This window comes from Nocardioides nanhaiensis, assembly GCF_039542785.1.
Classification (GTDB): domain Bacteria; phylum Actinomycetota; class Actinomycetes; order Propionibacteriales; family Nocardioidaceae; genus Nocardioides; species Nocardioides nanhaiensis.
Map to the genome: position 1 here is coordinate 411,949 of NZ_BAABIM010000005.1, position 13,711 is coordinate 425,659.

Genomic DNA, 13,711 nt, shown 5'->3' on the forward strand with positions numbered 1-13,711 from the left:
CCGTGCTGGCACCCGTCTCCTGGATCCGCGACCACGCGGACCTGCCCGCCGACCTCGCCCCCGAGCAGCTCGCCGCCCGACTGACGGCGCTGGGACTCAAGCTCGAGGCGCTGCACTCGCCGGGCTCCGAGATCACCGGCCCGCTGGTGGTGGGCCGCGTGCTCACCCGCGAGCCCGAGCCGCAGAAGAACGGCAAGACCATCAACTGGTGCACCGTCGACGTCGGTGACGCCAACGGCACCGGCGAGCCCCAGGGCATCGTCTGCGGCGCGCACAACTTCGACGCCGGCGACCTCGTGGTGGTCGTGCTGCCCGGCGGCGTGCTGCCGGGCGGCTTCGCGATCTCCGCGCGCAAGACCTACGGCCACGTCTCGGCGGGCATGATCTGCTCCGCCGCCGAGCTGGGCCTCGGTGACGACCACGACGGCATCATCGTGCTGCCCGCCGGTGCCGGCACCGCCGGCGAGGACGCCCGTCCGCTGCTCGGTCTCGACGAGACGACCATCGAGATGGAGATCAACCCCGACCGCGCCTACGCGCTGAGCATCCGCGGCGTGGCGCGCGAGGCTGCGACCTCCTTCGGCGTCGCCTTCCGCGACCCGTGCGACCGGTCGGTGCCACCGGCCGACGCTGCCGGCCACCCCGTCGCGATCGACGACGCGGTCGGCTGCCCCGTGTTCGTCGCCCGCACCGTCAGCGGCTTCGACGCCGCCGCCCCGACGCCGGACTGGATGGCGCGCCGGCTCCAGCAGGCCGGCATGCGCTCGATCTCGCTGGCGGTCGACGTCACGAACTACGTGATGCTCGAGACCGGCCGGCCGATCCACGGCTACGACGCCGACAAGCTCACCGGCACGGTTGGCGTGCGGCGCGCCCACGAGGGCGAGCGGCTCACCACCCTCGACGGCACCGACCGCGCGCTCTCGACCGAGGACCTCGTCGTCACCGACGACTCCGGCGTCATCGGCCTGGGTGGCGTCATGGGTGGCGAGGCCACCGAGATGTCGGTCAGCACCACCCGCGTGCTGGTGGAGTCGGCGCACTGGGACCCGGTGGCGATGTTCCGCACCGGGCGCCGCCACCGGATCACCTCCGAGGCCGGCAAGCGCAACGAGCGCGGCGTCGACCCCACCATCTGCGAGGCGGCCGCCGACCGGGTGGTCGAGCTGCTCGTCGCGCACGGCGGCGCCACCGCCGAGCCGGGTGTCACCGTGGTGGGCAGCGCACCGGCGCAGCCCACCATCACCGTCGAGGCCGACCTCCCGGCGCGGATCACCGGCATGGAGATCGCGCCGGCGACCGCCGTCGAGCACCTGCGCGCCGTGGGCTGCGCCGTCGAGGAGGCCGGCACCACGCTGACGGTGACCCCGCCGCCGTGGCGGCCCGACGTCACCGACCCCTACGACCTGGTCGAGGAGGTCGCCCGCCTGGTCGGCTACGACAAGGTGCCCTCGGTGCTGCCCACGCCCACCGGTGGCCGTGGGCTCACCCGGGTGCAGCGGCTGCGCCGACGCGTCGGTCGCACCCTGGCGGGCCAGGGCCTGGTCGAGGTCATCAGCTTCCCCTTCGTCGGTGAGGCCGCGATGGACCGGCTGGGCCTTCCCGCCGACGACGAGCGACGCCGGCTGCTGCGGCTGGCCAACCCGCTCTCGGCCGAGGAGCCGTTCATGACGACGACCCTGCTCCCGGGGCTGCTGGGCCAGCTGGCCCGCAACGCGGGGCGCGGGGCCACGAGCGCGGCGCTCTTCGAGACGGCCACGGTCACCCTGCCCGCCCGTGCCGAGGGTGGCGGCGCCGTGCCGATCTTCGGCGTCGACACCCGGCCGACCCCCGAGCAGGTCGCCGAGCTCGACGCCGCCCTGCCGGCCCAGCCCGAGCACCTCGCGCTGGTGGCCGCCGGCGAGCGCGAGCGCGCGGGGTGGTGGGGCGCCGGTCGCGCCGTCACCTGGGCCGACGCGCTCGACGCCGTGCGCGCCGTCGCCGACGCGCTGCACGTGCCGCTGGTCGTGCAGCCCGCCGCGGTCGCGCCCTGGCACCCGGGTCGGTGTGCCGCGGTCCACGTCGCCGGAGCAGACGGCCAGGCCGGGGAGCTGCTCGGCCACGCCGGTGAGCTGCACCCCCGGGTGTGCGTGGCCCACGGCGTGCCGGCACGGTCGGTGGCCGCCGAGGTGGACCTGGGCCGGTTGATGGCCCACGCCCCCGAGCGCGTGCTGGCGCCGTCGTTCTCCGACTTCCCACTGGCCAAGGAGGACGTCGCCCTGGTGGTGGAGAGCTCGGTGCCGACCGCTGCCGTGGAGGCGGCGCTGCGCGAGGGCGCGGGCGACCTGCTGGAGTCGGTGCGGCTCTTCGACGTCTACACCGGCGTCCAGGTGGGCGAGGGCCGCACGTCGCTGGCCTTCGCGCTGCGCTTCCGCGCCCCCGACCGCACCCTCACCGACGAGGAGACCGCCGCCGCCCGCGACGCCGCCGTCGCCCTGGCCACCGAGCGGGTGGGCGCCGTCCAGCGCTGACCTGCGGCCTCCGGGACCGTCGAGCCGGCGCTCGGGCGCTGGCGACGGCGCGGCCGACATGCGCTACTCGATGGGGTGCGCGACGCAGCCCAGGAACCGCGCGTGGGCCTCGCTGTCGCCGGTCGCGGTGACGGCGGCGTCGTCGCCACGCCGCCACAGCCAGAGGTCGACGGCGGCAGCCGGTCCGGCGATGACCACGTCCGGCTCGACGTGGGGATCGGGCACCACCGCGATGTCGTCGAGGTCGTGGCGCCCGCCCTCGGGGTCGGTGCCGGTGAACCGGCCCAGCTGCACCCACACGGGCGCGGCAGCGTCGGTCAGGTCCACCCGCACGTGCTGGCCCGTGGCTGCGAAGACACCCCAGTCGGGCTTGCCCCTGAACATGACCGCGAGCGTCTCCTCGACGCCGTCGGCCGCCAGCCACGGGTCGATGGGTGCCGGGTCCACCCCCGCGGCCTGCTCGGCATCGACGCGGTGCACGAGTGCCTCGTGAGCCTGCCGCCGCAGGGTGAAGCCGACGGTCTGGTCCGGCGACCAGCTCCAGGCCTCCTCGGCGGGATCGGCCGCCTCGAGTGCGGTCACCAGGGCTGCGTGCGCCTCGTCGAAGGCGGCGAGCACGCCCGCGTGGTCCGCGGGGCGGGTCGGCTCCTCCCAGTCCGCCGGGGGAGCGGGGCGACGGCGGACGACGTACGCCCAGAACCCCTGCACCTGCGGGCCGAGGTGCCAGAGCAGGTCGTCGACGCTCCAGTCCGGGCAGCCCGGCACCCGGGCCGAGGGGTCGGCGTCGCGCAGCACCGTGCGGGCCCGGGCGGAGTCCGCGCGCAGGTGGTGCAGGTAGTCGGCGGCGGTCAGCGGGCCGCGTGGGGACGTCATGTGGCGACGGTAGGAGTCGCCCGGGCCGACGACCACCGGTTTCTCCTCGCTCACCCCGTCGAACATGAACATGCAGAGTTGTGTATAGTCATGCAGCATGACGACGACGCGGGTGGCGGTGGCGGGAGCCAGCGGGTACGCCGGGGGTGAGGTGCTCCGGCTGCTGCTGGGGCACCCCTCCGTGGAGATCGGGGCCCTCACCGGCGGCAGCAACGCCGGTCAGCGCCTCGGTACCCTCCAGCCCCACCTGCTACCCCTGGCCGACCGGGTGCTGGAACCGACCGAGCTCGACGTGCTGGCCGGTCACGACGTCGTCGTGCTCGGGCTGCCGCACGGGCAGTCCGGCGAGATCGCGGCGGCGCTGCCCGACGACGTCGTCGTGATCGACTGCGGCGCCGACTTCCGCCTCCAGGACGCGGGGGAGTGGGAGCGCTTCTACGGGGGCTCCCACGCCGGCACCTGGCCCTACGGGCTCCCCGAGCTGCCCGGCCAGCGCGAGCTGCTGCGCGGCGCCACCCGGATCGCGGTGCCCGGCTGCTACCCGACCGTCAGCACGCTGACCCTCGCGCCCGCCGTCGCGGCCGGGCTCGTGGAGCCCGACGTCGTCGTGGTGGCGGCCTCCGGCACCAGCGGCGCCGGCAAGGCCGCCAAGCCGCACCTGCTTGGCAGCGAGGTGATGGGCAACGCGAGCGCCTACGGCGTCGGCGGCGTGCACCGCCACACTCCCGAGATCACCCAGAACCTCTCCGGGCTCGTCGAGGGCGAGGTGTCGGTGAGCTTCACGCCGCTGCTCGTCCCCATGTCGCGCGGCATCCTGGCCACCTGCTCGGCCCGGCTGGCCGACGGCGTGACCGCCGAGCGCGCGCGCGAGGTCTACGAGCAGGCCTACGCCGCGGAGCCCTTCGTGCACCTGCTGCCCGACGGGCTCTGGCCGCAGACGCAGTCGGTGCTCGGCTCCAACGCCGTGCACGTGCAGGTCACCGTCGACGAGCACGCGCGACGACTCGTCGCCGTCGGTGCGGTCGACAACCTCGCCAAGGGCACCGGCGGCGCCGCCGTCCAGTGCATGAACCTCGCCCTGGGCCTCGACGAGGGCCTGGGCCTGACCTCCGTAGGGATCGCCCCGTAATGAGCATCACGCACCCCGCCGGGTTCCGCGCCTCGGGCGTCGCCGCCGGCCTGAAGTCAACCGGCGCCCGCGACGTCGCGCTCGTCGTCAACGACGGGCCGCAGCACGACAGCGCCAGCGTCTTCACCGCCAACCGCTGCCAGGCCAACCCCGTGCTGTGGAGCCGCGAGGTCGTCAAGGACGGCGTCGTGCGCGCCGTCGTCCTCAACTCCGGCGGCGCCAACTGCTACACCGGGCCCGAGGGGTTCCAGACCACCCACGCCGTGGCCGAGCGGGTCGCGCAGCACGTGGGCATCGGCGCCGGCGACGTCGTCGTCTGCTCCACGGGGTTGATCGGTCTCACCAACCCCCGCGAGACCGTGCTCGCCGGCGTCGACGACGCACACGCCGCGCTCTCCGCGGAGGGCGGCGAGCAGGCGGCCGAGGCGATCATGACCACCGACTCGGTCAGCAAGCAGGTCGTCGTCGAGGGTGCCGGCTGGTCCATCGGCGGCATGGCCAAGGGGGCCGGCATGCTCGCCCCGCAGCTGGCCACCATGCTCGTGGTGCTCACCACCGACGCCGTGGTGCCTGCAGCCGACCTGGACGGGGCGCTGCGCGCCGCCACCCGGGTGAGCTTCGACCGGCTCGACTCCGACGGCTGCATGAGCACCAACGACACCGTCACCGTGATGGCCAGCGGCGCCAGCGGCATCACGCCCTCGCTGCCCGACTTCACCGAGGCGCTCACCCGGGCCTGCACCGACCTCGCCATGCAGCTGCTCGCCGACGCCGAGGGCGCCGACCACGAGATCGCCATCACCGTGCTCAACGCGGCCTCCGAGGACGACGCCGTCGAGGTGGGGCGCAGCATCGCGCGCAGCAACCTGTTCAAGGCAGCGGTCTTCGGCAAGGACCCCAACTGGGGCCGGGTGTTGGCCAGCGTGGGCACCACGCAGGCCGCGTTCGACCCCGCCGACCTCGACGTCGCGATGAACGGGGTCTGGGTGTGTCGCAACTCCACTCCGGCGGAGGACCCCGCCGGCGTCGACCTCTCGGCGCGCGAGGTCAGCGTGACCGTCGACCTGAAGGCCGGTGCCCACCGCGCCACGGTGTGGACCAACGACCTCACGCACGCCTACGTGCACGAGAACAGCGCGTACTCCTCCTGACGCAGTGATGACCCAGTGAGCACCGCTCCGGACCAGCCCGCCGACCAGCACGGACCGAGGACATGACCGACTCCACCAGCGACTCCACCACCGACGCCAGCAAGCCCGACCAGGCGAAGGCGCGCACGCTCGCCGCCGCCCTGCCGTGGCTCAAGCGCTACCACCACAAGATCGTGGTGGTGAAGTACGGCGGCAACGCGATGACCGACGACACGCTCAAGCGCGCGTTCGCCGAGGACATCGCCTTCCTGCGCTTCGCGGGCTTCAAGCCCGTGGTCGTGCACGGCGGCGGCCCGCAGATCTCCTCCATGCTCGACCGGCTGGGGATCACCTCGGAGTTCAAGGGGGGTCTGCGTGTCACCACACCGGAGGCCATGGACGTGGTCCGGATGGTCCTGGTCGGCCAGGTGCAGCGCGAGCTGGTCGGGCTCATCAACGAGCACGGCCCGCTGGCCGTCGGTCTCTCCGGCGAGGACGCGGGTCTGTTCACCGCCGAGCAGACCGGCACCGTGGTCGACGGCGAGGAGGTCGACCTCGGCCTCGTGGGCGAGGTGACCCGGGTGCGCCCCGAGGCGGTGCTCGACATCATCGAGGCCGGTCGCGTGCCCGTGGTCTCGAGCGTCGCGCCCGACGTCGACGGCCAGGTGCACAACGTCAACGCCGACCTCGCCGCGGCGTCCCTCGCGGTCGCACTGGGAGCCGAGAAGCTGCTGGTGCTGACCGACGTCGAGGGCCTCTACCTCGACTGGCCGGACCCCGAGGAGGTGATCGGCGAGATCAACCCCGAGGAGCTGGAGCGGATCCTGCCCACCCTCGCCAGCGGCATGATCCCGAAGATGGGCGCCTGCCTGCAGGCGGTCCAGGGGGGCGTCCCGCGCGCCACGGTCGTCGACGGCCGCGAACCGCACGCGGTGATCCTCGAGCTCTTCACTCAGGAGGGCGTCGGCACCCAGGTGCTGCCCGGCGTCGAGACCAAGACCCGGAAGGCCAGGGACGCATCGTGAGCACGTCGCAGGGAGGCAACGCCGCGTGGGGCGAGCGCTACGCCGCCGCGCTGATGAACACCTTCGGCCCGCCCAAGATGGCGCTGGTCCGTGGCGCCGGCGCGCACGTGTGGGACGCCGACGGGCACGAGTACGTGGACTTCCTGGGCGGGATCGCGGTCAACACGCTCGGTCACGCGCACCCGGCGCTGCTGGCGGCGGTCTCCGAGCAGCTGCGCACCCTGGGCCACGTCTCCAACTTCTTCACCACCCCGCCCCAGGTCGAGCTGGCCGAGCGGCTCCTGCAGCTGCTGCCGGCGCCTGGCCAGGTGGCCCCCGAGGGCCGGGTGTTCTTCTGCAACTCCGGTGCCGAGGCCAACGAGGCGGCGCTGAAGCTCACCCGGCTCACCGGTCGCACCCGGGTGGTGGCCATGGAGGACGCGTTCCACGGCCGGACGATGGGCAGCCTGGCGCTCACCTCCAAGGCCGCCTACCGCGAGCCCTTCGAGCCGCTCCCCGGCGAGGTCACCTGGGTGCCGTTCGGTGACCTGGACGCCTTGGCCGCGGCGGTCGACGAGCAGACGGCGGCCGTGGTCATCGAGCCGCTCCAGGGCGAGGCGGGCGTCAACGTGGCGTCCACGGACTTCCTGCGCGGCGCGCGAGAGATCACTGCTCGCGCCGGAGCACTGCTCTGGCTCGACGAGGTGCAGAGCGGCATGGGCCGCACCGGCACCTGGTTGGCCAGCCACGCCTCGGGCGTCCAGCCCGACGTCGTCACCCTGGCCAAGGGGTTGGGCGGCGGTCTGCCGATCGGTGCTCTCGTGGGCTTCGGTCGGGCAGCGACCCTGCTCGGCCCCGGGAACCACGGCACCACGTTCGGCGGCAACCCGGTCTCCACCGCGGCAGCGCTGGCGGTCATCGACACCATCAGCGACGACGACCTGCTCGGGCGGGCGACGACGGTCGGCGAGCGGTTGCGTGCCGGGGTCGCCGCCGACCCCCGGGTCGTCGAGGTGCGCGGCGTCGGTGTGCTCGTGGGCCTGACGCTGCGCGAGGAGAAGGCGCCGGCGGTCGTGGAGGCCGCGCAGGCCGCCGGCTTCATCCTCAACGCCACGGGGCCCGACCGCGTGCGCCTCGCGCCGCCGCTGGTGGTCACCGACGCCGACGTCGACGCGCTGCTCTCCGCCTGGCCGGGGATCCTCGACGCCGCCGGGATCGAGCGGTGAGCGGCGCTCCCGCCACCACGCGACACCTGCTCCGAGACGACGACCTCAGCCCCGCCGAGCAGGCGGAGGTGCTGGAGCTGGCCGCGCGGTTCAAGCACGACCCGTTCGGCGCCACCCCGCTCGCCGGCCCGCTCAGCGTGGCCATGGTCTTCGACAAGCCGACCCTGCGCACCCAGACCAGCTTCGCGGCGGGCGTCGCCGAGCTCGGCGGTCACGCGATGCTGGTCGACGGCGCGCTGGCCGGCATCGGTGTGCGCGAGTCCGTGCACGACGTCGCGAAGGTGCTGGGTCGCCAGGCCGCCGCGGTCGTCTGGCGGACCTACCGCCAGGACTTCCTGGAGGAGATGGCAGCGCACGCCGGGGTGCCGGTCGTCAACGCCCTGACCGACGACTTCCACCCCTGCCAGCTGCTGGCCGACCTGCAGACGGTGCGCGAGCACCGTGGCGAGCTCGCCGGACAGCACGTGACCTTCCTCGGCGACGCCGCGTGCAACATGGGCAACTCCTGGCTGCTGGCCGGCGCGACGGCGGGGATGCACGTGGTGGTCAGCGGGCCCGACGGATACCTGCCCGCGGCCCGGATGTTCCAGCATGCCTCCGAGATCGCTGCTCTCACCGGAGGCTCGGTGCGTGCCGTGGGCGACCCTCGGGCCGCGGTGGAGGGCGCCGGCGTCGTCGTCACCGACACCTGGGTCTCGATGGGCAAGGAGGAGGAGGCGCAGGCGCGCCGCGCCGTGCTCGGACCGTGGTCGGTGACCGCGGACCTGCTCGCGCACGCAGCCTCGGACGCCATCGTCATGCACTGCCTCCCGGCCTACCGCGGGAACGAGATCTCCGCCGAGGTCCTCGACGGTCCGCGCAGCGTCGTCTGGGACGAGGCGGAGAACCGTCGTCACGCCCAGAAGGCGGTGCTGGCCTTCCTGCTCGAGCGCTCCGCCGGACCTGCCGGAGGTGGACGATGAGCGAGGCCGCCCGGCCCGTCACCAAGACCGCCCGGCACCAGCTGATCGTCGAGCTCGTCTCGAACCGCGAGGTGCACAGCCAGACCGAGCTCGCCGACCTGCTGGCGGCAGCCGGGCTGAAGGTCACCCAGGCGACGCTCTCGCGCGACCTCGTGGAGCTCGACGCCCTCAAGGTGCGTTCGGCCTCCGGCGGCATGGTCTACGCCGTGCCGGGCGAGGGCGGCGACCGCCGGTTCACCGCACCCGCCGGCTCCGAGGCTGCCCTGCAGCGGCTCGCGCGGCTCTGCGCGGAGCTGCTGGTGAGCGGCGACGCGAGCGCCAACCTGGCGGTGCTCCGCACGCCGCCGGGGGCCGCGCAGTACCTGGCCTCCGCCTTCGACCGCGTGGAGTACGACGACGTGCTCGGCACGATCGGCGGCGACGACACCGTGCTGGTGATCAGCCGAGACCCCGCCGGGGGCGACGCCCTGGTGCGGCGCTTCCTCGACCTCGCCCAGCGCGGGTCGACGCAGGACAAGACAGACGTGACCCCGACCCCAGAAGGAACGCACTCGTGAGCAAGGTCCTGACCTCCCTCCCCATCGGCCAGAAGGTCGGCATCGCCTTCTCCGGCGGCCTCGACACCTCGGTGGCCGTCGCGTGGATGCGCGAGAAGGGGGCGGTGCCGTGCACCTACACCGCCGACATCGGCCAGTACGACGAGCCGGACATCTCCGGGGTGCCCGGCCGTGCGCTCGAGTACGGTGCCGAGATCGCGCGCGCGGTCGACTGCCGCCAGCAGCTGGTCGAGGAGGGCCTGGCCGCGATGGCGTGCGGGGCGTTCCACATCCGCTCGGGCGGGCGGGTGTACTTCAACACCACGCCGATCGGCCGCGCGGTCACCGGGACGATGCTGGTGCGCGCGATGCACGAGGACGGCGTCGACATCTGGGGCGACGGGTCGACCTTCAAGGGCAACGACATCGAGCGCTTCTACCGCTACGGCCTGCTGGCCAACCCCGAGCTGCGGATCTACAAGCCGTGGCTGGACGCGGACTTCGTGCACGAGCTCGGCGGGCGCACCGAGATGAGCCAGTGGCTCACCGAGCGCGGGCTGCCCTACCGCGACAGCCAGGAGAAGGCCTACTCGACCGACGCCAACATCTGGGGCGCCACCCACGAGGCCAAGACGCTCGAGCACCTCGACGTCTCGCTCGAGACCGTCGAGCCGATCATGGGCGTGAAGTTCTGGGACCCGTCGGTGACCATCGAGGCCGAGGACGTGACCATCGGCTTCGAGGCCGGCCTGCCCGTCAGCATCGACGGGCGCCGCTACGACGACAAGGTCGCGCTGGTCCAGGAGGCCAACGCCATCGGGGGTCGCCACGGCCTGGGCATGTCGGACCAGATCGAGAACCGGATCATCGAGGCCAAGTCGCGCGGCATCTACGAGGCGCCCGGCATGGCCCTGCTGTGGCTGGCGTACGAGCGCCTCCTCAACGCGATCCACAACGAGGACACGATCGCCCAGTACCACTCGGAGGGGCGCAAGCTCGGTCGGCTGCTGTACGAGGGCCGCTGGCTGGACCCGCAGGCCCTGATGATCCGCGAGTCCACCCAGCGCTGGATCGCCTCGCTGGTGACGGGCGAGGTGACGGTGCGCCTGCGCCGCGGTGAGGACTACACGGTCCTGCGCACCGACGGCCCCGCGTTCAGCTACCACCCCGACAAGCTCTCGATGGAGCGCACCGACAACGCGGTGTTCGGGCCCACCGACCGGATCGGCCAGCTGACCATGCGCAACCTCGACATCGCCGACTCGCGCGCCAAGCTGGAGATGTACGCGGGCCAGCCGCTCGACCAAGGGCAGGTGCTCGTCGAGAACGGCACCCTGTTCGGCGAGCTGCCCGCCGGCGGGGCGGCGCGCATCGAGGCCAACCCGGCCGCGGCGGGCGACGAGAGCGACGTGGCGCTCGACGCGGCGGCGATGGAGTACGGCACCGACTGATGAGCAACCACTCCCAGCCCCCCGGTCCGGTGCACCGCGTGGCGGCGCGGCTCCTGCCCGTCTCGGCGGGAGGCCAGGTGCTGCTCCTGCAGGGCCAGGACCCTGCCCGTCCGGGTGAGCTGCACTGGGTGAGCATCGGCGGTGCCGTGGAGACGGGGGAGTCGGTGCCCGAGGCCGCGGTCCGGGAGATGCGCGAGGAGACCGGGCTCGTCGTCGCGACGACCGCGCTGGTGGGCCCGGTCCACCGCGCCACCCACCCGTTCTCCTGGGACGGGCGCGACTACGTCAGCGACAACCACTTCTGGGCGGTGCCCCTCGAGCTCGACCTGGCCGCGGAGGACGCCGTCAGCCTCGACGGGCTGGAGGCGGCCGAGGTGGGCAACGTGTTCGGCGCGGCCTGGTGGACGCCCGAGGCGCTGCGCGCCGACGGCACCGGCGTCACCGAGGACCTGCCCGACATCATGGAGGCCGCCGTCGCGGCCGTGCGAACCGCGCGAGAGGACGTCACGTGAGCACCGAGAGCACGACCAACACCGGCAAGCTGTGGGGTGGGCGGTTCGCCGGCGGGCCCTCGCCCGAGCTGGAGGCGCTCTCGCGCTCGACGCACTTCGACTGGCGGCTCACCCCCTACGACCTCGCCGGCTCGCGTGCTCACGCGAACGCGCTGCACCGGGCCGGCCTGCTCACCGACGCCGACCACGCGGAGCTGCTGCGCGGTCTCGCCTCCCTGGATGAGCGGTTCGCCTCTGGAGAGCTCCACCCGGATCCCTCGGACGAGGACGTCCACGGCGCCCTGGAGCGGTTGCTGCTCGAGGAGGTCGGCCCCGACGTCGGGGGTCGCCTGCGCGCCGGCCGGAGCCGCAACGACCAGATCGCGACGTTGTTCAAGGTGTTCCTGCGCGACCACGCGGCGACGGTGGCAGCGCTGCTGCTGGACCTGGTGGACGTGCTCGCCCAGCACGCACGGACCCACCTCGGTGCGGTCATGCCGGGGCGCACGCACCTGCAGCACGCCCAACCGGTGCTGCTCAGCCACCACCTGATGGCGCACGCCTGGCCCCTGCTGCGCGACGTCGGGCGCCTGGCCGACTGGGACGCGCGGGTGGCGTCGGACTCCCCGTACGGCTCCGGGGCTCTCGCGGGTCAGTCCCTCGGGCTGGACCCCACCGGTGTCGCGGCGGAGCTCGGGTTCGCCGGGTCGACCGCGAACTCCATCGACGGCACGGCGGCCCGCGACTTCGTCGCCGAGTTCGCCTTCGTGTGCGCGCAGGTCGGTGTCGACGTCAGCCGGCTCGCCGAGGAGGTCATCTTCTGGTCGACACGGGAGGTGGGGTTCGTCGAGCTCCACGACTCGTGGTCCACCGGGTCGAGCATCATGCCCCAGAAGAAGAACCCGGACGTCGCCGAGCTGGCCCGCGGCAAGGCGGGCCGACTGATCGGGAACCTGACCGGCCTGCTGGGCACCCTCAAGGCGCTGCCCCTGGCCTACAACCGCGACCTCCAGGAGGACAAGGAGCCGGTGTTCGACTCGGTGGACACCCTCGAGGTGCTGCTTCCTGCCTTCACCGGGATGGTCGAGACGTTGCGCTTCGACACCGACCGGATGGCCGCGCTGGCACCGCAGGGGTTCTCGCTGGCGACCGACATCGCGGAGTGGCTGGTGCGGGAAGGGGTGCCCTTCCGCGTGGCCCACGAGACGGCGGGGGCCTGCGTGCGGGCGTGCGAGGCGCGCGGCATCGAGCTGGCCGACCTGAGCGACACCGAGCTCTCCGACATCTCGCCGGCGTTGACGCCGGAGGTGCGTGAGGTGCTGACCGTGGAGGGATCGGTCGCCTCGCGCGACGGACGGGGCGGTACCGCGCCACGTCGCGTGGAGGAGCAGCTGGAGGAGCTGAACGCCACGGCGGCCGCGGCGCGCGAGCACTGGAGTGCGCGACGCGCGTGACGCACACGTCGGATCAGCTGCGAGCGGTGCTCTCGCGACCAGTCCTGGAGGTGGCGCCGCAGCTGCTCGGTGCCCACCTCCGGGTAGGGGAGGTGACGGTCCGGCTGACGGAGGTGGAGGCGTACGCGGGGGAGCAGGACCCCGGATCGCACGCCCACCGGGGGCGGACCCCGCGCACGGGCGTGATGTTCGGTCCCGCGGGGCGCCTGTACTGCTACCTCTCCTACGGCGTCCACACGTGCGCGAACGTGGTGACCGGTCCCGACGGCGAGGCCGCCGCGGTCCTGCTGCGCGCCGGCGAGGTCGTCGACGGGCTGGCGCTGGCACGCGGCCGTCGACCGGGGGCCCGCGATCGTGACCTCGCCCGGGGACCGGGGCGGTTGTGCCGGACCCTGGGTGTGGAGCTGGCCCACGACGGTGCCGACGTCTGCGGCGACTCCGGGGTCACGCTGACCCTGCCCGCGGAGGGCGAGGCGGAGGCACTGCGACCGCGCGTGCGGTGGGGGCCGCGCGTGGGACTCAGCCTGGCCGCGGACCGCCCGTGGCGGTGCTGGCTCGCGGGGGAGGAGACGGTCTCGGTCTACCGGCGCAGCCCTCGTGCCACCCCGATTGGCAACTCCGGATAGGCCCTGCTAGTTTTCTCCACGTCGCGCTGAGCGCGGCGCCCCCCACGGTGGCCATCGGTCACGACGCTGGGGCGCCCCAACTGGTGCGGCCGCCAGGAACGGTCTGGCTGGGAACGCCGAGTTTGACTCGGCCGGAACGGCCCGGTAAGTTTCTGCAGGTTGCCCCGAGGGGAGGTCGAGAGGCCGAACCAGGTGTGCGTCTGATTCTTGAGAACTCAACAGTGTGTCAGATAGTCGATGGAAGTTTGTGCGACTGCATCTGTGTGTCTTGTCTGGTCTGCCTTTGTGGTGGGTTGGGTGGGGTGTGTGGGTGTGGTTG

The 13,711-nt window shown here is 73.3% G+C and carries 12 protein-coding genes; 11 read left to right on the forward strand and 1 reads right to left on the reverse strand.

Annotation, left to right across the window (positions count from 1 at the left end; all coding sequences use genetic code 11):
* Positions 1-2: 2 nt before the first annotated feature.
* Positions 3-2,510, forward strand: coding sequence for a phenylalanine--tRNA ligase subunit beta (pheT, locus tag ABD948_RS21660; protein ID WP_345272505.1), 2,508 nt, complete (start codon positions 3-5; stop codon positions 2,508-2,510).
* A gap of 63 nt (positions 2,511-2,573) precedes the next feature.
* Here the strand turns inward: pheT and ABD948_RS21665 are convergent, their stop codons facing one another.
* Positions 2,574-3,383 carry a maleylpyruvate isomerase N-terminal domain-containing protein gene (locus ABD948_RS21665; protein ID WP_345272509.1) on the reverse strand — a complete coding sequence of 270 codons (810 nt, stop codon included), beginning with the start codon at positions 3,381-3,383 and terminating at the stop codon, positions 2,574-2,576.
* Positions 3,384-3,480: 97 nt separating this feature from the next.
* On the opposite strand from ABD948_RS21665, the gene argC reads away from it, so the two are divergent.
* The 10 genes from argC to ABD948_RS21715 all read left to right on the forward strand — a co-directional run bounded on the left by argC (position 3,481) and on the right by ABD948_RS21715 (position 13,392).
* The gene (gene argC / locus ABD948_RS21670) at positions 3,481-4,512 is read left to right on the forward strand and encodes an N-acetyl-gamma-glutamyl-phosphate reductase (protein WP_345272512.1); all 1,032 of its coding nucleotides are present in this window, start codon (positions 3,481-3,483) and stop codon (positions 4,510-4,512) included.
* Positions 4,512-5,663 carry a bifunctional glutamate N-acetyltransferase/amino-acid acetyltransferase ArgJ gene (gene argJ / locus ABD948_RS21675; protein WP_345272515.1) on the forward strand — a complete coding sequence of 384 codons (1,152 nt, stop codon included), beginning with the start codon at positions 4,512-4,514 and terminating at the stop codon, positions 5,661-5,663. Before argC ends, argJ begins: the two co-directional genes overlap by 1 nt.
* Before the next feature lie 62 nt (positions 5,664-5,725).
* The gene (argB, locus tag ABD948_RS21680; RefSeq protein ID WP_345272520.1) at positions 5,726-6,667 is read left to right on the forward strand and encodes an acetylglutamate kinase; all 942 of its coding nucleotides are present in this window, start codon (positions 5,726-5,728) and stop codon (positions 6,665-6,667) included.
* A complete protein-coding gene (locus ABD948_RS21685; protein ID WP_345272525.1) occupies positions 6,664-7,872 on the forward strand; it encodes an acetylornithine transaminase in 1,209 nt (402 codons plus the stop codon). The genes argB and ABD948_RS21685 overlap by 4 nt, the downstream gene beginning before the upstream one ends.
* Complete coding sequence (argF, locus tag ABD948_RS21690) at positions 7,869-8,834, forward strand: ornithine carbamoyltransferase (protein ID WP_345272530.1); 966 nt, start codon at positions 7,869-7,871, stop codon at positions 8,832-8,834. Before ABD948_RS21685 ends, argF begins: the two co-directional genes overlap by 4 nt.
* On the forward strand, positions 8,831-9,391 hold the full coding sequence (locus ABD948_RS21695) for an arginine repressor (RefSeq protein ID WP_345272536.1): 561 nt from the start codon (positions 8,831-8,833) through the stop codon (positions 9,389-9,391). Before argF ends, ABD948_RS21695 begins: the two co-directional genes overlap by 4 nt.
* Positions 9,388-10,821, forward strand: coding sequence for an argininosuccinate synthase (argG, locus tag ABD948_RS21700; protein ID WP_345272541.1), 1,434 nt, complete (start codon positions 9,388-9,390; stop codon positions 10,819-10,821). The genes ABD948_RS21695 and argG overlap by 4 nt, the downstream gene beginning before the upstream one ends.
* On the forward strand, positions 10,821-11,333 hold the full coding sequence (locus ABD948_RS21705; RefSeq protein ID WP_345272546.1) for an NUDIX hydrolase: 513 nt from the start codon (positions 10,821-10,823) through the stop codon (positions 11,331-11,333). The genes argG and ABD948_RS21705 overlap by 1 nt, the downstream gene beginning before the upstream one ends.
* Positions 11,330-12,766 (forward strand): argininosuccinate lyase, encoded by a 1,437-nt coding sequence (argH, locus tag ABD948_RS21710; protein ID WP_345272550.1) that lies wholly within the window; start codon positions 11,330-11,332, stop codon positions 12,764-12,766. Before ABD948_RS21705 ends, argH begins: the two co-directional genes overlap by 4 nt.
* A gap of 26 nt (positions 12,767-12,792) precedes the next feature.
* On the forward strand, positions 12,793-13,392 hold the full coding sequence (locus ABD948_RS21715) for a DNA-3-methyladenine glycosylase (protein ID WP_345272553.1): 600 nt from the start codon (positions 12,793-12,795) through the stop codon (positions 13,390-13,392).
* Positions 13,393-13,711: the final 319 nt, after the last annotated feature.

What these genes read in the sequence shown, in the direction of transcription:
- argB (WP_345272520.1), top strand. Translation starts at nt 5,726, where the DNA reads ATGACCGACTCCACCAGCGACTCCACCACCGACGCCAGCAAGCCCGAC.
- ABD948_RS21705 (WP_345272546.1), top strand. Translation starts at nt 10,821, where the DNA reads ATGAGCAACCACTCCCAGCCCCCCGGTCCGGTGCACCGCGTGGCGGCG.
- ABD948_RS21665 (WP_345272509.1), bottom strand. Translation starts at nt 3,383, where the DNA reads ATGACGTCCCCACGCGGCCCGCTGACCGCCGCCGACTACCTGCACCAC.
- argJ (WP_345272515.1), top strand. Translation starts at nt 4,512, where the DNA reads ATGAGCATCACGCACCCCGCCGGGTTCCGCGCCTCGGGCGTCGCCGCC.
- argC (WP_345272512.1), top strand. Translation starts at nt 3,481, where the DNA reads ATGACGACGACGCGGGTGGCGGTGGCGGGAGCCAGCGGGTACGCCGGG.
- ABD948_RS21695 (WP_345272536.1), top strand. Translation starts at nt 8,831, where the DNA reads ATGAGCGAGGCCGCCCGGCCCGTCACCAAGACCGCCCGGCACCAGCTG.